This window comes from Ekhidna sp. (genome assembly GCF_039940915.1).
In the GTDB taxonomy this organism is placed as follows: Bacteria; Bacteroidota; Bacteroidia; order Cytophagales; family Cyclobacteriaceae; genus Ekhidna.
Window position 1 is genome coordinate 1,241,197 of sequence record NZ_JBDVFO010000003.1, and the last position, 22,474, is coordinate 1,263,670.

The 22,474-nt window shown below is 39.3% G+C and carries 21 protein-coding genes; 7 read left to right on the forward strand and 14 right to left on the reverse strand.

Annotated features, from left to right (window positions below):
- The first annotated feature begins 1 nt into the window (after position 1).
- Positions 2 to 865 carry an FKBP-type peptidyl-prolyl cis-trans isomerase gene (locus ABJF57_RS20550; RefSeq protein WP_462234902.1) on the forward strand — a complete coding sequence of 288 codons (864 nt, stop codon included), beginning with the start codon at positions 2 to 4 and terminating at the stop codon, positions 863 to 865.
- Here the strand turns inward: ABJF57_RS20550 and ABJF57_RS20555 are convergent, their stop codons facing one another.
- The 6 genes from ABJF57_RS20555 to ABJF57_RS20580 all read right to left on the reverse strand — a co-directional run bounded on the left by ABJF57_RS20555 (position 866) and on the right by ABJF57_RS20580 (position 7,129).
- Positions 866 to 2,161 carry a hypothetical protein gene (locus tag ABJF57_RS20555; RefSeq protein WP_462234900.1) on the reverse strand — a complete coding sequence of 432 codons (1,296 nt, stop codon included), beginning with the start codon at positions 2,159 to 2,161 and terminating at the stop codon, positions 866 to 868.
- Positions 2,127 to 2,660 carry a hypothetical protein gene (locus ABJF57_RS20560; RefSeq protein ID WP_462234898.1) on the reverse strand — a complete coding sequence of 178 codons (534 nt, stop codon included), beginning with the start codon at positions 2,658 to 2,660 and terminating at the stop codon, positions 2,127 to 2,129. The genes ABJF57_RS20555 and ABJF57_RS20560 overlap by 35 nt, the downstream gene beginning before the upstream one ends.
- Complete coding sequence (locus tag ABJF57_RS20565) at positions 2,650 to 3,180, reverse strand: RNA polymerase sigma factor (protein ID WP_462234896.1); 531 nt, start codon at positions 3,178 to 3,180, stop codon at positions 2,650 to 2,652. Before ABJF57_RS20565 ends, ABJF57_RS20560 begins: the two co-directional genes overlap by 11 nt.
- 127 nt (positions 3,181 to 3,307) lie before the next feature.
- Complete coding sequence (pckA, locus tag ABJF57_RS20570; protein WP_462234894.1) at positions 3,308 to 4,921, reverse strand: phosphoenolpyruvate carboxykinase (ATP); 1,614 nt, start codon at positions 4,919 to 4,921, stop codon at positions 3,308 to 3,310.
- Positions 4,922 to 5,031: 110 nt separating this feature from the next.
- Entirely contained in the window at positions 5,032 to 6,525 is a 1,494-nt protein-coding gene (locus ABJF57_RS20575; protein WP_462234892.1) for a sodium:solute symporter family protein, read from the reverse strand.
- Positions 6,526 to 6,556: 31 nt separating this feature from the next.
- Positions 6,557 to 7,129 carry a hypothetical protein gene (locus ABJF57_RS20580; RefSeq protein ID WP_462234891.1) on the reverse strand — a complete coding sequence of 191 codons (573 nt, stop codon included), beginning with the start codon at positions 7,127 to 7,129 and terminating at the stop codon, positions 6,557 to 6,559.
- A gap of 222 nt (positions 7,130 to 7,351) precedes the next feature.
- Between ABJF57_RS20580 and thrA the strand changes: the two genes are divergently transcribed.
- The 3 genes from thrA to thrC are packed head-to-tail and all read left to right on the forward strand — an operon-like array spanning position 7,352 to position 12,000.
- On the forward strand, positions 7,352 to 9,781 hold the full coding sequence (thrA, locus tag ABJF57_RS20585) for a bifunctional aspartate kinase/homoserine dehydrogenase I (RefSeq protein ID WP_462234889.1): 2,430 nt from the start codon (positions 7,352 to 7,354) through the stop codon (positions 9,779 to 9,781).
- A gap of 9 nt (positions 9,782 to 9,790) precedes the next feature.
- Positions 9,791 to 10,714, forward strand: coding sequence for a homoserine kinase (locus ABJF57_RS20590; protein ID WP_462234887.1), 924 nt, complete (start codon positions 9,791 to 9,793; stop codon positions 10,712 to 10,714).
- Positions 10,711 to 12,000 (forward strand): threonine synthase, encoded by a 1,290-nt coding sequence (gene thrC / locus ABJF57_RS20595; RefSeq protein ID WP_462234886.1) that lies wholly within the window; start codon positions 10,711 to 10,713, stop codon positions 11,998 to 12,000. The genes ABJF57_RS20590 and thrC overlap by 4 nt, the downstream gene beginning before the upstream one ends.
- Before the next feature lie 74 nt (positions 12,001 to 12,074).
- On the opposite strand, the gene groL is transcribed toward thrC, so the two are convergent.
- Together groL and ABJF57_RS20605 are read right to left on the reverse strand one after the other, a co-directional pair.
- Positions 12,075 to 13,709: a chaperonin GroEL gene (groL, locus tag ABJF57_RS20600; protein WP_462234884.1), complete on the reverse strand. Its 1,635-nt coding sequence runs from the start codon at positions 13,707 to 13,709 to the stop codon at positions 12,075 to 12,077.
- 31 nt (positions 13,710 to 13,740) lie between these two features.
- A complete protein-coding gene (locus ABJF57_RS20605; protein ID WP_348278675.1) occupies positions 13,741 to 14,019 on the reverse strand; it encodes a co-chaperone GroES in 279 nt (92 codons plus the stop codon).
- A 198-nt stretch (positions 14,020 to 14,217) separates the two neighbouring features.
- Here ABJF57_RS20605 and ABJF57_RS20610 point away from each other — a divergent pair, with 198 nt between their 5' ends.
- Positions 14,218 to 14,925 carry a hypothetical protein gene (locus tag ABJF57_RS20610; RefSeq protein WP_462234882.1) on the forward strand — a complete coding sequence of 236 codons (708 nt, stop codon included), beginning with the start codon at positions 14,218 to 14,220 and terminating at the stop codon, positions 14,923 to 14,925.
- A 120-nt stretch (positions 14,926 to 15,045) separates the two neighbouring features.
- On the opposite strand, the gene secG is transcribed toward ABJF57_RS20610, so the two are convergent.
- The 5 genes from secG to miaB are packed head-to-tail and all read right to left on the reverse strand — an operon-like array spanning position 15,046 to position 20,606.
- A complete protein-coding gene (gene secG, locus ABJF57_RS20615; protein WP_462234880.1) occupies positions 15,046 to 15,423 on the reverse strand; it encodes a preprotein translocase subunit SecG in 378 nt (125 codons plus the stop codon).
- Complete coding sequence (locus tag ABJF57_RS20620; RefSeq protein WP_462234878.1) at positions 15,424 to 17,325, reverse strand: hypothetical protein; 1,902 nt, start codon at positions 17,323 to 17,325, stop codon at positions 15,424 to 15,426.
- A gap of 38 nt (positions 17,326 to 17,363) precedes the next feature.
- Entirely contained in the window at positions 17,364 to 17,888 is a 525-nt protein-coding gene (locus ABJF57_RS20625) for an LptE family protein (protein ID WP_462234876.1), read from the reverse strand.
- Entirely contained in the window at positions 17,869 to 19,152 is a 1,284-nt protein-coding gene (locus ABJF57_RS20630) for a sigma-54 interaction domain-containing protein (RefSeq protein WP_462234875.1), read from the reverse strand. Before ABJF57_RS20630 ends, ABJF57_RS20625 begins: the two co-directional genes overlap by 20 nt.
- Entirely contained in the window at positions 19,149 to 20,606 is a 1,458-nt protein-coding gene (gene miaB, locus ABJF57_RS20635; RefSeq protein WP_462234873.1) for a tRNA (N6-isopentenyl adenosine(37)-C2)-methylthiotransferase MiaB, read from the reverse strand. The genes ABJF57_RS20630 and miaB overlap by 4 nt, the downstream gene beginning before the upstream one ends.
- A gap of 77 nt (positions 20,607 to 20,683) precedes the next feature.
- Here miaB and ABJF57_RS20640 point away from each other — a divergent pair, with 77 nt between their 5' ends.
- Positions 20,684 to 21,199, forward strand: coding sequence for a gamma carbonic anhydrase family protein (locus ABJF57_RS20640; RefSeq protein ID WP_462234871.1), 516 nt, complete (start codon positions 20,684 to 20,686; stop codon positions 21,197 to 21,199).
- A gap of 2 nt (positions 21,200 to 21,201) precedes the next feature.
- A complete protein-coding gene (locus ABJF57_RS20645) occupies positions 21,202 to 21,549 on the forward strand; it encodes a phage holin family protein (RefSeq protein WP_462234869.1) in 348 nt (115 codons plus the stop codon).
- Here the strand turns inward: ABJF57_RS20645 and ABJF57_RS20650 are convergent.
- Positions 21,540 to 22,463 carry a PorP/SprF family type IX secretion system membrane protein gene (locus ABJF57_RS20650; RefSeq protein ID WP_462234867.1) on the reverse strand — a complete coding sequence of 308 codons (924 nt, stop codon included), beginning with the start codon at positions 22,461 to 22,463 and terminating at the stop codon, positions 21,540 to 21,542. The two genes, ABJF57_RS20645 and ABJF57_RS20650, sit on opposite strands and share 10 nt — an antisense overlap.
- Between the last annotated feature and the right edge of the window lie 11 nt (positions 22,464 to 22,474).

Genomic DNA, 22,474 nt, shown 5'->3' on the forward strand with positions numbered 1-22,474 from the left:
AATGATGAAAAAAATACAATTAGTTATATCAATTTCACTTCTGATCATGTTCATGGGGTGTGGTGAGGACAATGATGGGCCTACTTTCGAAGAGCAGTTGGCCTTCGATCAAGCCTTGATCGAAAATCACCTGACTTTCAATAATATTGATACTGAAATAGATGAATCAGGCATTCGATACGTGCTTAACAATCAAGGTGATGGTGAGCAAGTGCAATTGGGAGACCAAATTGTAGCGAAGTTCACGACTACTGATCTGGACGGCAATATTCTTTTATTAGATACCATAGGCTTCACCATTAATTTAACGAATCAGGTCATTAGATCATGGGCTTTGATGGTGCCCAAATTGATGGAAGGAGGTTCGATCACCGTGTATTCTCCTTCGGGATATGCGTTTGGTGTCAGTGGTAATGCCACGGTTGACCCGAATAAGATTGTTGTTTTTGAGATCGAAGTGGTGGCTATCATTGATAGTGAAGATGAGTTGTTAGAAGTTGAAGGGTTGCTCATTGATGAGTTGTTGACGGAGAGTGATATTGCATTTGAAACTCATTCATCCGGAATTCGGTATACCGTGATCAAAGAAGGTACAGGAGAATCTCCATTGGCTGATGGTGTTGTATCAGTAATCTATGAAGGTTCATTTTTAAACGGAGACGTATTTGATGGGCAAACGGAGCCTACGCTCTTCGGCTTGGACAACCTTGTTGAGGCTTGGCAGATTATGCTTCCCGAAATGAAAGAGGGTGGAAAAATCAAGTTTTTCGCACCCTCCAGGTATTGTTATGGAACGAGAGGTTCTAATACAATAGCTCCAAATGTTATTCTAGCCTTTGAAGTCGAATTAATAGAAATTCAATAATTAGTTCAACTTAACATCAACTTCATATCCCTTCACTGAGATAAGAATTGGATTCGTAGATTCGGTTTTTGACTTAGCTTCGATTTCTAATTGATCTCCATCTTTTATGTAGCGCTTTACTTCGACAGTCGATTCATCGTAGATGACCTTTCCGTACTTCACATTGGTCATTAGATTGAAGCTGGCAGTTCCAATTCCGATTGAGGCATCGATGTATTTACCATCGATTATTAATTCTGTGGCATTGTTCCCGAGATCATCAATTGCTATTTCATCTTCATATGCATAAAGTTTCAAGTTGCCTTTGAGTAAATCAATGGTATGGTTCCCATATTTAGAATTCTTACTTTCAAAAGAGTCAACGGTACCGATATCTGTTTCATCTTCATAAGATTGATCAAAAGTTATTGTGCTTACTGTACCAAATTCAAATTTGCTGTACTTGCTATCTTCTAACTCAATTGTCCCAGCTTCAGCTGCTTCGATACTCATTTCATAAAATTCAAATTTTGCATTTTCAATGCTCTCAGCAATATTTACTTCGCCGTACTTCATATTTCCCTTCATCTCTGTAATCATCCCAATTTCAAAATCTGATTCGTAAGCTACGACTTCCAGTTTATCGACTTTTTCAAATTCTAAGTTTGAGTACTTAGCATTTAGTTCTAAAACACCGAGAGTATTAATCTCAAGTTTTTGCTCATACAATTCCATTTCACCCTCATTGATGCTTTCAAAGGAAGCTGTTCCATACTTGAGATTCATGTTTGCAGATTTGATAATTCCAGCTTCAAGATCACCTGAATACTGAGTAAGATCTAATTTGTCAAAGCTTCCAACGAGTCGTACGTCCTGGTAGGAACTAGAGATGATATATTTATTGGCTTTTGGCGCTTTTATCTTATAGGTTAATTTGAGTTCCTTGTCCCCAAATGAAACGTTTATCCCAATATTTTTACTTCCAATCTGAATTTTATTAGGAATATCTAAATTGGCGTCAATTTCAAGCTCTCCGCCTGTCATTGAAATGTTGTTTTTGACATTTTCTTCAAACTCTGCTAGAAAGTTTTCCATTTTGTTGCTCATTTCACCATCAAATCGAATTGTAGCTACAATCTCCACTTCATTTTTATCCCATGTTTCTACGATAAGCTCGGTATCCTTGGCTCTAATGTTAATTATATCTGAGCCTGATATTTCAGTCTTTACTGTTGCCGTGCGTGTTTCGCCACTTTTTTTCGCAAATGCTGCTGCAGATAAACTACAGGCTAACGCTATGAGTATTAGTTTCTTCATTGTTTTCGAATTTATTAGTCCTTTTTATTTCTAGTTCTAGTTTTTTAAGCAAGCGTATTTTCTTCTCATAACAATCAATCAGAACGCCGATAAGCTGTTCCTCATTAATTTTCCCAATGTCTTTGCGGTAGAGGTTATTGATCTCATCAAGCGCATTAAGCTCTTCAAAAATCCAATAAAAGTCATCTTTCGATTTAACCTGATTTATTTCAATGCTTGATTCTAGTGCTTTGATCTGTGTTACATAGCTATTCTCCATTGAGCGATACTCTTCAGAAATGTCGCCAAGAGTCGCCAGTTCTTCCACACGATTTTGCAAAGAGATATTGTGAAGGAGGAGTCCCAAAGAAGTGGTGATAAAGATGACGGCAGCCACCTTCCACCATGACATTGTTTTCTCAGACTTCCAATCTTTCTTAATTTCGTCCCACATTTCAACAGGTGGGGTTTCTACATCCAGCTGTTCTTTTCGCTGTTTTATTAGTTCTTCAATATTCATAGTGATGTTGAAGTTTAGTTTTTAATAATTTTTTGGCGTGCCTATACTGCGTTTTAGAAGTTGACTCGGTAATTGCTAGTTGATCAGCTATTTCTTTGTGCTTGTAACCTTCCAAAAGGTGCAAGCAGAGCACTGTTCTGCAGCCATCAGGCAACTCTTTGATGGCGTTATGCAACGTGTTGTCATCAATGAGCGATCCGTCAACATCCTCACTTTCTATGACTTCCTGTCCTTCAATATCTTCGAAATGATATTTCTTTTTCCGAACATACGCTAGTCCCATATTTACGACTATTCGCTTCAGCCAACCACCAAACGCCTTTGGATCTTCCAGGTCATGTATTTTCTTGAATGCGCTTACAAATGACTCCTGAAGTAGGTCTTTTGCCACTTCTGTATCGTTTGTAATTCTTGCAAGTGTGTTGTACATGGCCTTAGAGTAGCTGTTGTATAAATTAAAAGCCGCCAATTCGTTCCCTTTCTTCAATTGCTTTATCCATACTATTTGTGTTTCGGTCACGGTTAATTGGCGTTTTCTATGTGTAGGATGGAGGTAATGTTTAAAGGTTGTATGAAGTTAATTTTTTTTAGACATAAAAAAACCCTGACCATTATGGTCAGGGTTTTGTGATAATAGAAATTTGTTATCAGTGACTTTCGCTTGGTTTTGGAGCTCCTGCCATGATTTCATCATTGGCAAAATTCTCAAACTTCTTGAAGTTCTCAACGAATCGTGAGGCAAGGTCATTTGCCTTTTCATAGAATGCAGAATCGTTTTTCCAAGTTTCACGAGGACTAAGGATTTCGTTAGGAACATTAGGACATGTAGTTGGAATTTCAGCACCAAAAATTGAGTGCTTTCTATATCCAACATTATCAAGCTTCCCTTCAAGAGCAGCGGTGATCATTGCTCGTGTGTATTTCAAGCTGATTCGATTTCCTACGCCATAAGGACCGCCGGTCCAACCCGTGTTTATCAACCACACATTTACTTCATGTTTGTCCATTTTTTCACCCAACATTTCAGCGTACTTTGTAGGATGAAGTGGGAGGAAAGGGGCACCAAAACATGCTGAGAAAACTGGTTCTGGCTCAGTTACTCCAGCTTCTGTTCCTGCAACTTTTGAGGTATATCCAGAAATAAAGTGATACATCGCCTGTCCTTTGCTAAGTCGCTGAATTGGAGGGATAACTCCAAAAGCATCGCAAGTCAGGAAGAAGATGTTTTTAGGAATACCACCAATGGATGGATCCATGGCATTTCTGATATGATGCAGTGGGTATGAAGCCCTTGTGTTTTCAGTAACAGAAGAGTTTTCATAGTCTACTTCGCGGCTTCCTTCTTTGAATCGCGTGTTTTCCAAGATGGCGCCATACTGAATAGCTTTGTAGATATCCGGTTCTTTTTCTTCAGTAAGGTCAATCACTTTTGCATAACAACCTCCTTCGAAATTGAACACATTTTGCTCCGTCCAACCATGTTCATCATCACCGATCAAGAGTCTATTAGGATCGGCAGATAAGGTAGTCTTGCCTGTGCCTGATAGTCCGAAAAATATGGCTGTGTCTTTTTCTTCTATCCCCATATTTGCAGAGCAGTGCATACTTAGCACGCTTTGCTCATGAGGGAGCATGTAATTGAGGACAGAAAAAATTCCTTTTTTCATTTCACCGGAATAGGCGGTTCCTCCAATCAGGATCATTTTCTTGGTGAAATTGATGATAGCAAAGTTAGACTGTCGTGTACCGTCTACTTCTGGATCAGCTTGAAATTCAGGAACACAAAGTATGGTGAAGTTGGGATCAAAGTCCTTTACTTTATAAGCCTCCGGTCTGAGAAACATGTTGTAAGCAAACAAATTGTGCCATGCCATCGTATTGATGACCCGTACTCTTAACCTGTGAGTCTTGTCCGCTCCAGCGTACGCTTCACGTACATATACTTTTTTATCCTCTACAAACTTTACCATTTTTTGGTAGAGCTTATCGAAATTATCCTCAGAGAATGGGATGTTTATATTACCCCACCAAACTGAATCTTCGGTATTTGCATCTTTTACTACAAACCGGTCCTTAGGTGATCTTCCGGTAAACTTACCCGTATCACACATTAAAGCTCCAGTGGATGTTAGTACACCTTCGCCGCTCTTAAGCGTCTCCTCAATGAGTTCTGATTGGCTCAGATTCCAATGAGCTTCTTTTACTTTGATTCCTAAATCTGAAAGATCACTTTTACTGGATTTTACGCCGTATTCTTGCATTTTTATTTTGTGAGGTTACAAATGATGTTGTCGGAAAAGGCTCTTTTTATGGTATTTAATTATTAATACACTTAATGCCTTCTCAAACGTTTGCGCGAAGTTACTTTAACTCAGTCTTTCTCGAAAAAAGGATCGACTATTTCTTTTGCCGTAGGCTTGGTAAGTAAACTAACGACTACCAATGCAACAACTGATGCAATCAATGCTGGAATGGCAATCATCTGGGAGTCAAACGGAAATTGCATGATACCAATATCTAGCTGACTTCCTTCGTATGACCTGTTCAACACCTCGATGATGATGACGGTAAGCATGCCAGCTAAAATAGAGGCTACTCCGCCTTGCTTTGTTACTCGCTTCCAGAAGAATGTGGCCAGGAGTGGTGGAGCCAATGCTGCACCAATCATGGTATATGAAATGAATGCCATCGCAAGGATTTCCTCGAACTGCGTCATGATGAGGTAGGCGATGAAGCCCAGTATCACAATTGAAGTTCGCTGAATAATTAGTTTAAGTTTATTTGAAGCACCCTTGATGAAATATTTCTCAATGATATCCCTCGAAAGGTTTGTGCTGGTAACCATCAGAAAGGTGTTTCCGGTGGAAAGAATGATTGCAGCACCTCCTGCAAAAAGTAAAGACCCTACAAACGCAGGCAGCTTTTCAAAACCGATTCGCAATATGATCTCCTCAGACATTGGAGCATTTACCGATCCATCAGGCATGAAGAATCTGGGATCATGCGCATAAATGGCAAAACCAACAACGGCCAGCAAGCACATGAGAAACTCAATCCCAACGACACCAATAAACATTCCCATCACAGCTTTTTTTGCCGATTTAGCGTCCTTTGCTGCAGAAAATTTTTGGTAAACACTGCTCTCACTTAACAGTAGTATGAGCGTGGGAAGCATGATCCCCACATACCACATGGGTTCATGTCCTTCAGTAATTGATAAATGATCAGGACTTACCTCGTTAATGGTGTTTACTACATTATCCCAGCCTCCAAATCCATTGATAGCAAAAGGCACAGCAAGTATGATGGCGGCTATCATGATGATGCCATTAAAAATATCTATTGATACAATAGAGACCATACCCGCTAACGCTGTGAAAACAATGATGATCAGAAAGGTAATGAGGGTTCCTTGTTCCACGGATATGGAACCTTCTGTGAGAATAGCGAGAAATCGACCCCCACCTTTGAACTGATAGCCGGCAATGATTAGGTATGCAACTATTATTGTAATAGTACCCAATAATCGAGCAATAGGAGAGTAGCGCTTTTCTAGAATATCAGTAAGCGTATACTGCGAAATCCTCCTTACTCGTGCGGCGATAAAATAAACTGCCAAGATTCCTATCCATGCACCCAATGAAAACCATAGCTCCGAGAAACCTACCTGAAAAGTGAGTCCTGCGGTTCCAAACAAACTTCCGGAACCTATCCATGTGGTTACTAAAGTGCCCACCAGCAGGTAAACGGGGACATTTCTGCCGGCTACTACAAAGTCCTCTTCACTCTTAACAGAGCGACTCTTATAAACGATAATTCCAGCTAGGATGAGAATATATCCAACGGTTACAATTAGGTAGGTCATATTGAGTTAAAATTTCGAAACGCCAAGTTAGTCATTCTGATTTTTGTTCCAAGTCCTTATTCTTATCCAAGAAATTCTGATAATCTTCTTGGAGATTCTTAGAGGCGGAAATCAAATTACTTAAATAATAATTACCCGTTTGAGTAAGTGTTCGTGGTTTGATATTGTCTACTTGCATAATCATATCTCCAAGATGCTCAAACATTTGGTTGGCAATTTGCATGTAATAATCCTGGTTTTCATAAACCTCAGCGGCTTCTGTTAAAAATACAGGATCCATATATTGGAATGATCGAGATGTCTTGGTGAAATTCCAAGATATGCTGGATAAAAGCTCATTGTTATAGCTAAAATGAAACCCTCTGATTTCGTCCGATTGAAGGAGTGAATCAATAAATAATTGAAAGTCTTCATTTTCTTGAATCGCTACTTCCAACTTTTCTAGATTCGATCTGCATTCTTTTAAAATATTCTTTTTTAGAAGCTGACTCTCACGCTGGAGATCCCAAGCTTGTTTATAGGAGTTAAGTCCTAAGGCGAGTAGTACCGCAAAAACGATGGATAAAGACTCGAATGCAATCTGGGTCAGCGCTTTTTTCTTCATCAGACTAAAATATAAAATTGTAGTTATTATGAATTATTTATTGGTATTTGTTTTGATTCACGAAACTCCCGATTAGTTTTAAACCCGAATGAAAAGAAGCAATCCAACTATTATTACGATTACCACCGGTATTTACCGATGGAAGGAATGGTAGTTGCTGCTTATTTAAAAAATAATTGAAACGCCATTCTAGAACAGGATGGCGTTTTTTATTGCATGAATATGAAGGTTTTAAAATTTGGTGGCTCCTCGCTTGGCTCCAGTGAGTCACTGCAGAGAGTTAGAGCTATTATTGGATCAGACAAGTTTCCATTGATAGTGGTAGTGTCAGCAACGGGAAATACGACTGATGAACTGCAACAGGTAAGTCAGTTGGCTTGCCATGGGGATTTATCCTACCTAAGTCTGCTCCTCCAACTGGAAGAGCATCATTTGAAATTGTACAGTGATTTGGTTGGAGAAACCGAAAATAATGAAATTCTGAGTGTCTTTGACCAACTAAGGCAAGTTTGCAAAGGCGTCTATCTACTGAAAGAACTCACCGACAAAAGCCTGGATTTTATACTAGGATCAGGAGAGCTGCTTTCTTCAATAATCTTATCGGCATTTTTGGTGAAGGAAGGAGTGGACGCAACTTTGTTTGATTCCAGACAAATAATCAAGACTGATAATTCATTTGGAAATGCGCTGGTTGATTTTGAAAGGACAAAGCGTAATCTGGAAGAGTCTAGTAGTCGCTTTACTGAGGTAAATGTATTTCCAGGGTTTATTGCATCAACAGATGGTGAGCAAACCACTACATTGGGCAGAGGGGGATCAGACTATACAGCATCAATTTTGGCAAGTATTCTAAAAGCTGAAGTAGTAGAAATTTGGACCGATGTAGATGGAATTATGACAGCTGATCCAAGGTTGGTAAATCGATCCCATACACTTAAGCATGTGTCTTACCGAGAGGCACTTGAATTGTCACACTTTGGAGCTAAAGTGTTGTATTTCCAAAGTATCCTTCCGGCTTATAAAGAAGGAATTCCTTTGAAGGTTAAAAATACGTTTTCGCCAGCCTTAGAAGGAACTCTTGTTTCGAATAGAATAGGCGATACTGATTTAATAAAAGGCATAGCCAGTACAGATGATATTTCTGTGCTCTCAGTAAGCGGTAATCATTTACATAGTAATGATGACTTTTTTTCCAGGCTGTTTAAGGTACTCGCGGACGAAAAAGTACATGTTGTTTTCACGACCTATGCGAATGCAGAGTATACCGTTACCCTCGGCTTAAGATCTACTGATTCAGCAAGAGCATTGAAATCAATCAAAGCTGAGTTTAAAAATTCTGAGAACAGCAAGACCATTCAATCATTGGTTGTCGATGAGGGCTATTCACTATTGGCATTGGTAGGAGATAATATGCGAGATCAAGTTGGTGTAAGTGGAAAAATGTTTAACGTATTAGGAAAGAATGGTGTTAGCATTAAAGCAATTGCACAAGGTTCTTCGGAGCGAAATATATCTGCGATTATTCCCAAATCTGATTTAAATAAAGCCCTTAATGTGTTGCACGAAAGCTTTTTTCTTTCAGAAGTAAAGCGGATCAACCTATTTGTAATTGGAACAGGAAATGTAGGGAAGGCATTTCTCAATCAAGTAACGAAACAGTTTTCTTACTTGAAAAAGCATCATCAATTAAACATAAAAGCCATTGGTGTCGCAAATTCAAGGAAAATGAATTTTAATAAGGATGGGATTCCGCTATCTAAATGGGAGAAATACTTGAATGAAGGGGAGAAGTTCTCCACGAAGGACTTCATCAATACAATGACCGAACTCAACTTTAGAAACAGTATTTTTATTGATATCACAGGTGCCCCGGATATTTCGAATCTTTATCTGGAGATATTAAAGAAGAGCATTTCAGTTGTTACACCTAACAAGATTGCCGCTACTCGATCCTATGAAGATTATTTAGCGCTTAAATCATCAGCCAAAAGGTACAGGAGCCAGTTTTTGATTGAAACCAATGTATGTGCAGGTTTGCCAGTACTATCTACTTTGAGTGACCTCATACGCAGCGGCGATAAGGTTATAAAAATGGAAGCTGTATTGTCCGGAACGCTTAATTTCTTGTTCAATGAGTATGATGGTAGTAAGCCGTTTAGCGAAGTGATTAAGTATGCCAAAGCACTGGGCTACACCGAGCCTGATCCCCGGTTAGACATCTCCGGTGAAGATGTCATGCGAAAGCTGCTAATCTTGATAAGAGAAAGTGGGCATGCCGTGGAAATGAACCAGCTAGAAGCTACTCCATTTCTTCCATCATCTTGTCAGCAAAGTGAGACACTGGATGAATTTTATGCGAAAGTTGAAGCGGAAGAGGAATACTTTAAATCGCTCTATCAGAAATCTTTAGATAGCAATACACGCTTAAAAGTAGTTGCCTCATATGCTAATGGCGTGGGAACCGTAAGTTTGAAAGAAATCGCTTCATCTCACCCATTTTATAACCTGGAAGGAAAGGATAATGTGGTGCTTTTCTATACTAATCGATACAATGAACAACCCTTAGTGATCAAAGGAGCAGGAGCGGGAGCGGAGGTAACGGCTTCTGGCATTTTCGCGGATGTATTGCGAATTGCTCAGTCAGACTTCTAATTTATGGATATGGAAAAAATAAAAGTTTTTGCTCCCGCATCTATTGCCAATGTAGGATGTGGTTACGATACATTCGGGTTTGCAGTGGATTCTATTGGAGAAGAATTGGAGCTCAGTAAGAGAACGGATTCAAAACTGGTAATAGCACAGGTTGAGGGTGCTGATTTGAGTAAAGACGCTGATAAAAATGTAGCGACAATCGCCATAAAAGCACTTCTTTCAGCACTAGAAATTGATCAAGGATTCGACATTTCAATACGGAAATTTTTCAAACCCGGGAGTGGATTGGGTTCCAGTGCAAGTAGTGCCGCTGGTGCTGTATTTGCAGTCAATGAACTGCTGGATAAGCCCTTTTCGAAAAAAGAACTCATTCCTTTTGCGTTAGAGGGAGAAGCATTTGCGTCAAAATGCTACCATGCAGACAATGTTGCACCATCGCTCTTAGGAGGATTTCAGGTAATAAGAAGCTACGATCCGTTGGACCTATTTGATATCAAAGCAGAAATCGATCTACAAGTGCTCGTAATCTTCCCGCAAGTGCAGATAAAAACGGCCGAGTCGAAGAAGCTGCTTCCAAGTAAGATCCCAATTTCATTGGCAAGGGATCAATGGGGTAATGTAGCAGGACTGATACATGCACTTTATGCAAAGGATTACAACTTGTTGAATCGATCAATAAGTGACTTTATTGCTGAACCGGTAAGAAGTGGGTTTATTCCTTTTTATGATGAAGTGAAAAGGACTGTTTCCGAAGCAGGTGCTGTTGGATTCAATATCTCTGGTTCAGGTCCTAGCATGTTTGCTTTGTTTAAAAGTGAGGCTGAGATTGAAACCGCTATCGATGGTATCGAAAGTTTATACTTGGATAGTGATTTTGATTTCAGTTTATACCGAACAAGTATTGATTTTCAAGGATGTAGAGTAATAGCATGAAGTTTTTTAGTACCAAGAACAAAACCAACGTTGCTTCTTTTAGAGAAGCCGTATTGAGTAGCTTACCTGGTGATAGTGGGCTATATTTTCCGATCGAAATTCCAAAATTGGAAGAAGGATTTTTGTCTACTTTAGAAGAGAAGACTTTACAAGAAGTTGCTTTTGAAGTATTAAATTCCTTTTGCCAGGACGATGTACCGAAAGAGAAACTCAAGGCCATTGTTAATGATGCGCTAAATTTTGATATTCCATTGGTTCAGGTTGAAGAGCATATCTCATGTCTTGAATTGTTCCATGGTCCAACAATGGCTTTTAAGGATGTAGGTGCTCGGTTTTTAGCACGGATAATGTCTTTTTTCAAAGAAACTGATGATCATGAGACGACCATTCTTGTTGCTACCTCTGGTGACACTGGTGGGGCAGTGGCTTCAGGCTTTCATAATCAGCCGGGCATCAACGTGGTTATCTTATATCCATCAGGAAAGGTTTCACCACTCCAAGAGCGCCAAATGACAACATTAGGTGGGAATATTCAAGCCTTAGAAATCGATGGCAACTTTGATGATTGCCAAGCACTGGTTAAGCAAGCTTTCCTGGATAGCGATTTGAATGATCTAGTCAATTTGTCTTCGGCTAATTCTATAAACATTGCAAGGTGGCTTCCACAGTCTATATACTATTATCTGCCTTACATGAAATCAGGATTCGAAAAAAGGCTGGTTTTCAGTATTCCTAGCGGGAATTATGGGAATATTACGTCAGGTATCCTTGCAAAAAGAATGGGACTGCCGATCCATAGATTCATTGCAGCATCCAATTCAAATGACGTTGTTCCAAGGTATTTGAAAAACGGTGATTACAATCCGATAGATACCATTCCAACAATTTCAAACGCCATGGATGTGAGCGTGCCAAGCAACTTTACGCGTTTACAAATGCTCTTTGACGAAACTTATCAAGCGATCATTGAAGATGTTGAGGGTTTTAGCTTGGATGATAATGAAACAAGAATGGCGATGCGAACATGTTTTGAAGAAAATAGATATGTCCTGGATCCGCATAGTGCTATTGGGTATAAGGCAATTCAAAACTCGTTAAAAGATGACGAGGAAGGAATCTTTTTGGGCACTGCACATCATTGTAAATTCCTAGATATTGTTAATGCAGCGCTGGATGAAAACATTTCTTTGCCCAGAGCGACCGATCCTTTGTTTGAAACGAAAAAGAAATCGCAGAAAATGGCAAAGGATTTTAAATTCTTCAAAGATTTTTTAGCAAGTCGCTAAATAAACAGCACTGGATTAAATAAAAAAAAGCCTCCCCGTTAAGGGAGGCTTTTCAAAATATCGTTGAGCGAGAATTACATCATTCCGCCCATACCACCACCTGGCATAGGAGGCATTGGTGCAGCTCCTTCTGCTTCTGGTTCCTCAGCAACTACACATTCTGTAGTCAAGAGGAGCGAAGCAATAGATGAAGCATTCTCCAAAGCAAGTCTCGTCACCTTTGTAGGGTCAATGATACCAGCCTTGAACATATTTACATACTCACCATTTGCAGCGTTAAATCCGTAATCAGCCTTACCAGCTAACACCTCATTCACAACTACAGAAGCTTCACCACCAGCGTTTTCTACGATGGTTCTCAATGGAGCTTGAATTGCATTTCTGACAATAGTAACGCCCGTATTTTGGTCTTCGTTTTCAAGATTCAGACCATCAAGTGCCTTGATTGCTCTAATCAGGGCAACACCACCACCAGCTACAATACCTTCTTGAACGGCAGCTCTTGTTGCGTGAAGTGCATCATCCACTCGGTCTTTTTTCTCTTTCATTTCTACTTCTGTAGCTGCTCCGATGTAAAGGATGGCAACCCCACCAGAAAGCTTAGCCAAACGCTCTTGAAGCTTTTCTTTATCGTAATCAGACGTAGTATTTTCTATTTGCTGCTTGATTTGATTTACTCGAGCAGTGATATCAGCTTTCTTACCAGCACCGTTTACAATAGTCGTATTGTCTTTGTCGATGTTGATTTTCTCTGCTGTTCCTAGATAATCAATTGTCGCGTTCTCCAGTTTGTATCCTCTTTCTTCAGAGATTACTGTTCCACCCGTAAGGATAGCAATATCTTCAAGCATAGCTTTTCTTCTATCACCAAAACCTGGCGCCTTAACTGCTGCGATTTTCAGAGATCCTCTGATTTTATTCACTACAAGAGTTGCTAGTGCTTCGCCTTCAACATCTTCAGCGATGATCAATAATGGCTTGCCAGTTTGCGCAGTTGCTTCAAGGATAGGAAGGAGTTCTTTCATGTTAGAAACCTTCTTATCGTAGATCAGGATATATGGGCTTTCCAACTCAGCTTCCATCTTGTCAGTGTTGGTTACAAAGTATGGTGAAAGATACCCTCTATCAAACTGCATACCTTCTACAGTTTTCACTTCAGTCTCAGTGCCTTTTGCTTCTTCAACAGTGATCACACCATCTTTTCCAACCTTTTCCATCGCATTGGCAATCATCTTACCAATTTCATGATCATTGTTGGCTGAAACAGTAGCTACCTGTGCAATCTCATCGTTGGTTTTGATGTTTTTAGATTGCTTTTTAAGGTTTTCAACAACAGCAGCAACAGCTTTGTCAATGCCTCTTTTCAAGTCCATTGGGTTCGCGCCTGCAGCTACATTTTTGATGCCATGTCCAAAAATAGCCTGTGTCAATACAGTTGCTGTAGTAGTTCCGTCTCCTGCATCATCTGCAGTTTTCGATGCTACTTCTTTGACTAATTGTGCTCCCATGTTTTCAATTGGCTCTTTAAGCTCAATTTCTTTTGCTACGGAAACACCATCTTTTGTAACGTTCGGTGCGCCAAATTTCTTGTCAAGGATAACATTTCTTCCTTTAGGTCCAAGTGTTACTTTAACAGCGTCAGCAAGAACATCAACACCTTTTTTAATGCTGTCTCTTGCGTCGGTATTAAAGAATATATCTTTTGCCATGATTATATTGATTTTTCAGTTTTTAGATTAATTATACTATGCCGTAAATGTCAGCTTCCTTCATGATCAAGAACTCTTTACCATCTATGGTAATTTCTGTCCCTGAATATTTTCCATAAAGTACTTGGTCTCCAACTTTTACATTGATTGGCTCGTCTTTCTTACCAGTACCAATAGCGACGATCTGTCCTTTCTGAGGTTTTTCTTTTGCAGTGTCAGGAATGATGATTCCCGATGCTGTTTTCTCTTCAGCCGCAGCAGGTTCTACTAGAACTCTGTCAGCAAGTGGTTTGAAATTTACTTTAGACATGTTTTGCAAACGTTTAAGTTTATTTGAATTTCATTTGGATTCTTCTACCATCATTTAGTGTGCCAAGACCTAGATGTCAGACTTCTTCGTATCAGGATATGACATATTTGCAGATTAATAAGTCATATTCCTCTAAATGTTATTCCTCAGTTTGACAAACTGACATCTGATGACTAATTTCTAGTAAAATGAAATTGCATGGACAGCTTGAAACACGATTGGTTGACTGAAGGGTTGATAGACTATGAGTATAAAAAATATATACTCCTGGCTTATTTGAAAGATGTAGGAAATAGGTTTAATCAATCTGAATTGTATCCATTTATGTCGGATTTAATCTTTCATTACAGAAACCTGCTCAAGGTTAAAGAAAGTAAGAAACTGATGTATGATAATTTTCCTGAAACGCTTACCAAAGCCGATTTCAATAAATTAAGACTGACGTATGACAAGATCATAGGGGACGATGAAGTCATGAATCAAATTGAAGAAATAATTGGTTTTGCGATACCTAAATTGAAAGGGATGCTTGAAGAAGGGAAGGAGTTGTATGAGTTCGTGGAAGAAAATATCGAACTAGAGCCTGTAGGACTATCTCCAATTTACTCGGACGAAGGCTACCTGTTCATTAATCAGGATGCTTCTAGTGATGTTTCTATTTTTCGATATCAGATGACTTTTTTCGAACATGCTGAAGAAAAATATAGAAGTATGACTACAGAGTTTCTGATGAACGAGATTAAAGGAATAAGTAAGACATTTGAAAATATTAAAGTTGACCTAACTCGAAAATTTGCAGAACTCCCCAATCCAGCAACTTATCTCGCAAGTAGTAAGCTGAAATTTCCTCTGAATGAAACTGTACTGCCCGTTGCTAAGCGAATGCTCGTGCGAAAGATTTCTTAGATTGTGCTTGCACCGGCTGATCAAAACACTAAGATGTTGATGTCAACATAAAAAAAGGCAATTCAATGAATTGCCTTTTCAACTATATCTTAAGTATCGTAAACTATTATCTACTACTGATCAATTTTCAGTACTGTCAGTTGAAGAACTTTCAGTCAAATCATTAAGGTCTGTAGACGAAGCATCTGCCGGCTGGATTCCTTGTGGAATTGCTGGTTGAGTAGTTTGCGCATTATCTAGGTTTGGACTGGAAAGGATATCCTGATTTACCTCAGGCTGAATGAAATTAGTAGAAACAGAAAGAACCAAAAGAGCAATTGCGAAACCCCATGTGAGTTTTTCCAGTAAGTCCCCTGTCTTTTTCACACCCATTAGCTGGGTAGTTCCTGATCCACCAAACTGACTGGACAAACCGCCACCTTTTGGATTCTGTGCAAGCACGACCAAAATCAATAGCACAGCTACGATGACAATGAGAGTAACAATTATTCCGTACATCTATTCAATTTTTGAAATTAAGTCCGCAAAGTAAGATTTTTTTTCTGGATATTTCAAGCTTAATGCTTCATAGATTTCAATCGCCCTTTTTTTATTTCCCTGATGCAGGTATATTTCAGCCAAATACTCAGAGGCTAGATTTGGATCCCAAGCAGCACTTTGCTCGGCTAAATCTTCGCTTTCTAATGGCTCTTTGCGTTGATACTTTATGGAAGGAGACTCCTTTATAAACTTGTCTATGATATCTTGTTGATCTTTGCGATCACTCGTATCATCTTCTTTTTTCTCTTCTTTAGAAGCGTTTGATTTTGCCTTGGTGGATGCTTTTGGCTTGGTCTTTTTGGCTGTCTCTTTCTTTGCAACGACCTTTTTCTTAGTAGTAGTTTTTTTGGCTACAACTTTCTTTTGGGTGGGTTTCTTCTCTTTTGACTCCTTTTCCTCCTTCTTTTTAGCGGTCGTTTTTGTGCTAACTTTTTTCTTTGTCGCTGGCTTTTCTTTAGCAGCTTTTGAAACGTTCGTTTCTTTAACAGCTTTAGCGTCTTCTTCGGGTTCTTTTACCGTTGCTTTCTTAGAAGACTCTTCATCCTTACGTTTACTCGACCGCCTACTTTTTCTAGCGACTGGCTTTGCTTTGGATAGGTCAGGTAGTTTTATCTCGCTTGAGCTTTCTTCCTTGTCAGTGTCATCCTTTATTTTATCTGCTGGTTTTTCTTTTAATTCGTCTTTGTCATCCTTAAGAAAACCCGCAGGATCTATATGATCGGTGGGGTTTAGATAGCTCCTAGAAGAAAAACGTGAGAATCTAGGTTCTCTAATCACACGTTCTGCCCGCTCAGAGTCAGATGTGGAATCTGTTTTCTCGCTTTTTTGCTTCTCTGCAATGGGCTTAACTTCTTTCACTTCTTCTTCAGGCGAAATTTCCGAATTTGAAGAAAGCTTTTCATCTGAGTCCACGGTATCAGCGGCAGGGGAGGGTTGTTCTTCAGAAGTGTCTTCCTGAATTAGAGCTCTATCTTCATTGTCAACTTCCTCTTTCGCTTTCTTGGCAGCTGCCAAAATTTGCATGGTAATCTCAGATGCGGACTTCTTAGCTGCTTCTGCTTCCTTTTCTTCTTCGTCCTCTTTTGAGTGCTCACTTTCACTTTCAGGGACCAGTTGATCAGAAGTAACCTCAACAGTAGGAGGTTTCGACTCTTCTTTTGAAGATGCCTTTTCAAGTGCAGCTGAAACGGCATCATCTTCTTCTATTTTTTGTTGTACCTCCGAGAACTTTTCACGCGAATTTTTGAGATTAGCCATGTCCTGTTGAAGTTCCTCGAGAATGGAGTCTAAATCTCCTGATGGGAGTTCAGGAACTTCCAGTTGTTTTTTTTCAACAACCTTTGTAATAGCTGCGGGTCGTTTATCTGAACGAGATGGTCTTTCTATGGATTTAGCGGTCTCAGAGCTTGAATCACCAGGGCTTTTAACTTTTGCGGTGTCTCTATTTTGTTCTTTTGATTCCTTTTTTGTCTCTTCCAGTCCTGAAGTATCTTTTTCTTTTGCGACTGGTGCATTTGTTTTAGATACAATCGGAATTTTCCCAGAAACTTCCGCACCTCGATCTGGAGTATGCTCTTCCGAATCATGATCACTTTCTGAGGCTTTATGTGGTTGACTTAAAAAGAAAAGATCTCCGTTTAAATACTTCTTGAGTAATACTCTATCGGTGGAATAAATTGCTGCTGAAGCAACCCTCTTTTTCGTTTCAGCGTGTTTTTGCTCTTTACTAGCCTTGGCAAGAAGTAGTCGAGCACTGAGAAAATATGGATTTTCATCAACAATAGCCTCCAATTCCTCCAATTGCTCTGAAGAAAGCTTAGTAGGATCTCTTAAAAAGGTGATTAACTCGCTCTTGTTCACAGGTTAGACGATGGTGTTTAAGCTAAAATTAACCAAAATCACCAATTTGCCACTGAAGCATTGAAGATATCTAAAACTATTTGATCGAATATTTCTTCCACAAACGCTTCTTCATTCGATGCTAAATTGGTTGAATTGTCAAAATCTTTAAAGAATGAAAAGCTCCTGTCAAAGTCAAAAGTTGCATCATTTACGTTTGTATAGGTGGCTGAAACCGTAATTGTAATTCTAGAAAGCGCTGAAAAATCCGCTTGCCCTTGACTGCCGGATGTTGCTGCTACCGGAGTAATGGTGTAATTAGTGATGAAGCCATCTAGCTGCAAATCACCATTGCTATCTACCAACTCCAGACTGGTGTTTTGTTGAAAATAATCTTTGATTGTTTCTGTGAATAGCGCGCTCATGTTGGAGGGACCCAAGGGCGCATTGTTGTAAAACTGTGAAATTGAGATTGTTTTTGTATCAGGAGATAGCGTGCCTCCGGTGAAGTTGTAAACACCACATCCAGAACTTAATCCAATGCAAATAAGTAATACTAAGAAACTAAAGGTTTTCAAGTTCATATTGCTTAATCTTCCTATACAAAGTTCGTTCCGAAATCCCCAAATCCTCAGCTGCATACTTCCGTTTGTTATTATTTTTTCTCAGCGCACGAATAATTAATTCTTTCTCTTTTTTCTCTAAGGATAAAGAATCTTCAAATTCCATTACGTGAGTGATATCTTCAACTTCTGAATCATATTGATCTTGATTTGAAGCAATGATGAGGGTAGGTTCCTCTTCTGGCTCATGTTCTTCTTGATGATATTCATCTAGCCTGGTATGCGACGAGTCGATGTTTTGAAAAAGAGATTTATGATCCTCTAGAATTTCTTTCTCATCATCATTACCATCCAGCATTTTAAATACCAGCTTTTTTAGCTCTGCCATGTCTGACTTCATGTCGAACAGGACCTTGTAAAGAATATCTCTTTCAGTAAAATTATCTTCAGAATCTTTCTTGTTGATCAGTGCTGGAAGATTACTCCCGGTTCTTGGTAGGTAGGTTTGAAGTTGATCCAATGAAATTTCACGCTCGATGCTTAAAACACTGATTTGTTCAACTAGATTTTTCAGCTGTCTGATGTTTCCTGGAAAACGATGTGACTTTAAGTATTCTTTTGCATCATCAGCAAGTTTGATAGGCTCAGTTTTATAATCTTCGGAGAAATCATAAGCAAACTTTTTAAACAACAGTACAACATCATCTCCTCGCTCACGAAGCGCCGGTACGTAAATAGGTACCGTACTAAGTCGATAGTAAAGATCTTCCCTAAACTTGCCTTTATTCACTGCGTCAAGCAAATCAACATTTGTAGCAGCAATTACTCTGACATCCGTCTTTTGAACTTTCGAAGATCCGACTTTGATGAATTCTCCATTTTCCAACACCCTGAGCAATCTGGCTTGTGTGCTCTGAGGCATTTCACCGATTTCATCAAGAAAAATTGTACCACTATCAGTTACCTCAAAATACCCTTTTCTATCACCTGTAGCACCAGTAAAGGCTCCTTTTTCATGGCCAAATAACTCCGAATCAATGGTGCCTTCAGGAATAGCTCCACAGTTAATGGCAATGAACTGACCATGTTTGCGGTGGGAAAGACTGTGAATTATTTTCGAAAATGATTCTTTACCTGCACCACTTTCGCCAGTTATGAGCACACTCATATCAGTAGGTGCTACTTGCATCGCCACACGAATCGCATTATTGAGTTTGGTAGAATTGCCGACTATCGCAAAACGTTGCTTTATGGCTTGTACTTCTGAATCAATCTTTAAGCTCATACCATTTTTCCAAAAAGAGTTGCTGGATTGCAGTCAGTCACTTCGACGTTGACATACGTACCGACGGGAACGTTCCCTTCAAATATGATCACCTTATTTGCAGAATTTCTCCCTTGCATTTTTTCATTTGACCGCTTGCTCTTCCCTTCAACCAAAACTTTAAAGACTTCTCCAACACTAGATTTATTTCTTTCGAATGATATTTCCTGCTGTTTGTCAATGACTTCTTGTAGGCGTCTTTTCTTGACTTCAAGGGATATATCATCAGGATATTTTTTAGCTGCTAAGGTTCCAGGACGTTCAGAATAGAAAAACATGTATGAAAAGTCATATTTGACGTAATCCATGAGTGAAATTGTATCTCTATGTTCATCCTCGGTCTCAGAACAAAACCCGGTAATCATATCTGAGCTAATTCCACATTCCTGCCCCAGAATTTTTCGAATGGAATCAACTCTGTTGATGTACCATTCTCGATCGTAGGTTCTATTCATCATTTCCAATACTCGGGAATTTCCGCTTTGTGCTGGCAAATGGATGTAATTACAGATGTTTTCATATTTCTTCATTGTATGAAGTACTTCATCTGTAATATCCTTAGGGTGTGATGTAGAAAACCGTACTCTTAAATCTGGATGTACTTCAGCCACCATCGCAAGCAGATTAGCAAAGTTTATTATTTCTTTAACGTCATCTTTCTTATCTAACCTTGCTTTGTTGTTTTCTTCAGAGGACCATTTATACGAGTCAACATTCTGACCTAAAAGAGTCACTTCACGATACCCCTTATCAAATAATTCTTGCGCTTCACCGACAATTGAGTGGGGGTCTCGGCTTCTTTCACGTCCACGGGTAAAAGGAACTACGCAAAAAGAGCACATATTGTCACATCCTCGCATGATTGAAATGAAGGCGGTAACCCCATTGGAGTTGAGTCGAACAGGGGAGATATCTGCGTAGGTTTCTTCCCTGGATAGGAAAGTATTAATTCCTTTTTCACCTTCTTCAGCTTGTTTCACAAGCTTAGGTAGGTCACGATAGGCATCGGGACCCAAAACAAGATCCACAATTTTCTCTTCTTCCAGCAATTTAGATTTTAGCCTCTCTGCCATACAGCCTAGAACTCCAACCGTAACATCTCTGTTTTTTTTCTTAACCCCTTTAAAAAAGTTTAGTCGATTTCTTACAGTTTGCTCTGCTTTCTCACGTATGGAACAAGTGTTTATCAGAATCACATCTGCATGTTCTGGAGAAGAGGTGGTGCCAAAACCTTCTTTTTTCAATATGGAAGTGACTATTTCACTATCCGAAAAATTCATCTGACATCCATAGCTTTCTATATAAAGCTTCCTTGTAGCCGATCCTCCGTCTTCCTCAGTTGTTTTAAAATCACAAGATGCATCACGGTTTTTTTCCTCTTCCAGTAAATCTATATCTGCTATCAATCCTTGCATGAGGCAAAGATATGAACTGCTGTGACATTTTGTCAGCATTTTTGATATTGATTTTTAATCTAGCTTTAAGGCAAAAAATGGCATATCTACAGGAAGTTCGAGGGTTCAAACCAAAGCACGGTACTGATTGCTGGTTTGCTCCCAATAGTACGCTGGTGGGAGAAGTAGAAATGGGAGATAGTTGTACTGTATGGTTCGGAGCTGTGGTGAGAGGTGATGTTAATTATATTCGAATAGGAAACAATACGAATATTCAAGATAATGTCACGATTCACGGGACCTATGAGAAATCTGGTACGACAATTGGAAACAATGTTTCAATCGGACACAATGCAGTGATCCATGGATGCACTATAGAAGACAATGTTTTGATTGGGATTGGAGCCATTATTCTGGATAATGCTGTTATTAAATCTGGATCTATAATTGGAGCTGGAACGGTAGTGTTGGCAGGAACGGTAGTCGAAGAAAATTCAGTTTATGGCGGAATACCCGGTAAGAAACTAAAAAGTATGGATAAGGAAAATAAGGAAATGCTAGGCAGAATTGCCGGAAACTATGCCATGTATGCATCATGGTTTAAATCGGAATAATTATGAACACATTAGTAAAGATTCTACTTTCATCAATTGCAGTCGTTATCGCGTCGTATTTATTGCCAGGTGTATACGTTGATGATTTTATTACTGCAGTTATAATTGCTGTCTTGCTTTCGCTGTTAAATATTACAGTTAAGCCACTGTTGATAATTCTGACAATTCCGATTACCGTTTTTACACTCGGGTTATTCCTACTTGTGATTAATGGAATAATAATAATGATAGCGAGTGCTATCGTTTCTGGATTTGTTGTTGATGGTTTTTTCTGGGCACTAATCTTTAGTTTGGTACTTTCTCTAATTAATGCCCTATTGGCAGATCTAACAAAAGAGGGTCAGAAATAAACTGGACACTGAGGGTCTTTGCGATAGTTTCTTAGCTTAACGCGATAGTTGAGCATAATTTCATGCGTACCTCTTGAATGATTGTTCAATGCATTTACAGTGGCATCATAGGCATAACCAATTCTGAAATTTTCATTTAGAATAAGTTGCGTAAGAAATACCAGAGCATCTCCGCTACGATAGGATACACCTGCATATGCTATCCCATCAAAAATAATGGTGGCATTTAAATCCCACCCGACACGACTCTGCTCTTGATACCTGATTAACGTGGATGGGCTGAACTTAATGTTTTGATTTATATCCAACACAACCCCACCGGTAAAATAATAGTATCTGCTCTCTTTAGCTTCTGAGGTAGTGCCATCTGCCTGGACTTGAAATAAACTATTTTCAATAATATAGGGTATCGATAGTCCAACATACATTTTTGGGTTTGCAAAATAGATTCCAGTACCAAAGTTTGGGGTAAATCGAGTAGGGGTGCCCGTGAGTAATTCGTCCTCCTGATTTAGAATATTCAGCTGTGTAAAATCAGAACGCCGATTATCAAACCCACCGGAAAGACCCATTGCTAAAATGCCAGCACTTGTTTTAATCTTATAGGCTCCGCTAACATATGCAGCAGATTCTTTATGAACGCCAATAACATCTTGCGATACTTGAAGACCCAAGCCTATTTGATTGCCATAGAATGAACTATGAACGGCGAAAATGTTGGAAGTTGGCGCTCCGTCTACATTAATCCACTGCTTTCTATGAAGAAAGCTTGCACTCAAAATATTCAAACTTCCGGCGTAGGCAGGGTTCAAAGACAATCCATTAAACATGTATGTAGACATAACAGGCCTTTGCTGAGCAATTGCATTGCCGACCGCTATGAAGAGAATAATTGCTACTAAGGACTTTTTCATTCTGTATAAAA

Bases quoted from the DNA above. Each gene is read 5' to 3' on its own strand.
- groL (WP_462234884.1), bottom strand. From the start codon at position 13,709: ATGGCAAAAGATATATTCTTTAATACCGACGCAAGAGACAGCATTAAA.
- ABJF57_RS20645 (WP_462234869.1), top strand. From the start codon at position 21,202: ATGAACACATTAGTAAAGATTCTACTTTCATCAATTGCAGTCGTTATC.
- miaB (WP_462234873.1), bottom strand. From the start codon at position 20,606: ATGCAAGGATTGATAGCAGATATAGATTTACTGGAAGAGGAAAAAAAC.
- thrA (WP_462234889.1), top strand. From the start codon at position 7,352: ATGAAGGTTTTAAAATTTGGTGGCTCCTCGCTTGGCTCCAGTGAGTCA.
- ABJF57_RS20555 (WP_462234900.1), bottom strand. From the start codon at position 2,161: ATGAAGAAACTAATACTCATAGCGTTAGCCTGTAGTTTATCTGCAGCA.
- ABJF57_RS20590 (WP_462234887.1), top strand. From the start codon at position 9,791: ATGGAAAAAATAAAAGTTTTTGCTCCCGCATCTATTGCCAATGTAGGA.
- ABJF57_RS20605 (WP_348278675.1), bottom strand. From the start codon at position 14,019: ATGTCTAAAGTAAATTTCAAACCACTTGCTGACAGAGTTCTAGTAGAA.
- ABJF57_RS20550 (WP_462234902.1), top strand. From the start codon at position 2: ATGATGAAAAAAATACAATTAGTTATATCAATTTCACTTCTGATCATG.
- ABJF57_RS20575 (WP_462234892.1), bottom strand. From the start codon at position 6,525: ATGACCTACCTAATTGTAACCGTTGGATATATTCTCATCCTAGCTGGA.
- pckA (WP_462234894.1), bottom strand. From the start codon at position 4,921: ATGCAAGAATACGGCGTAAAATCCAGTAAAAGTGATCTTTCAGATTTA.
- ABJF57_RS20630 (WP_462234875.1), bottom strand. From the start codon at position 19,152: ATGAGCTTAAAGATTGATTCAGAAGTACAAGCCATAAAGCAACGTTTT.
- ABJF57_RS20640 (WP_462234871.1), top strand. From the start codon at position 20,684: ATGGCATATCTACAGGAAGTTCGAGGGTTCAAACCAAAGCACGGTACT.
- ABJF57_RS20580 (WP_462234891.1), bottom strand. From the start codon at position 7,129: ATGAAGAAAAAAGCGCTGACCCAGATTGCATTCGAGTCTTTATCCATC.
- ABJF57_RS20610 (WP_462234882.1), top strand. From the start codon at position 14,218: ATGGACAGCTTGAAACACGATTGGTTGACTGAAGGGTTGATAGACTAT.
- ABJF57_RS20650 (WP_462234867.1), bottom strand. From the start codon at position 22,463: ATGAAAAAGTCCTTAGTAGCAATTATTCTCTTCATAGCGGTCGGCAAT.
- ABJF57_RS20560 (WP_462234898.1), bottom strand. From the start codon at position 2,660: ATGAATATTGAAGAACTAATAAAACAGCGAAAAGAACAGCTGGATGTA.
- secG (WP_462234880.1), bottom strand. From the start codon at position 15,423: ATGTACGGAATAATTGTTACTCTCATTGTCATCGTAGCTGTGCTATTG.
- ABJF57_RS20625 (WP_462234876.1), bottom strand. From the start codon at position 17,888: ATGAACTTGAAAACCTTTAGTTTCTTAGTATTACTTATTTGCATTGGA.
- thrC (WP_462234886.1), top strand. From the start codon at position 10,711: ATGAAGTTTTTTAGTACCAAGAACAAAACCAACGTTGCTTCTTTTAGA.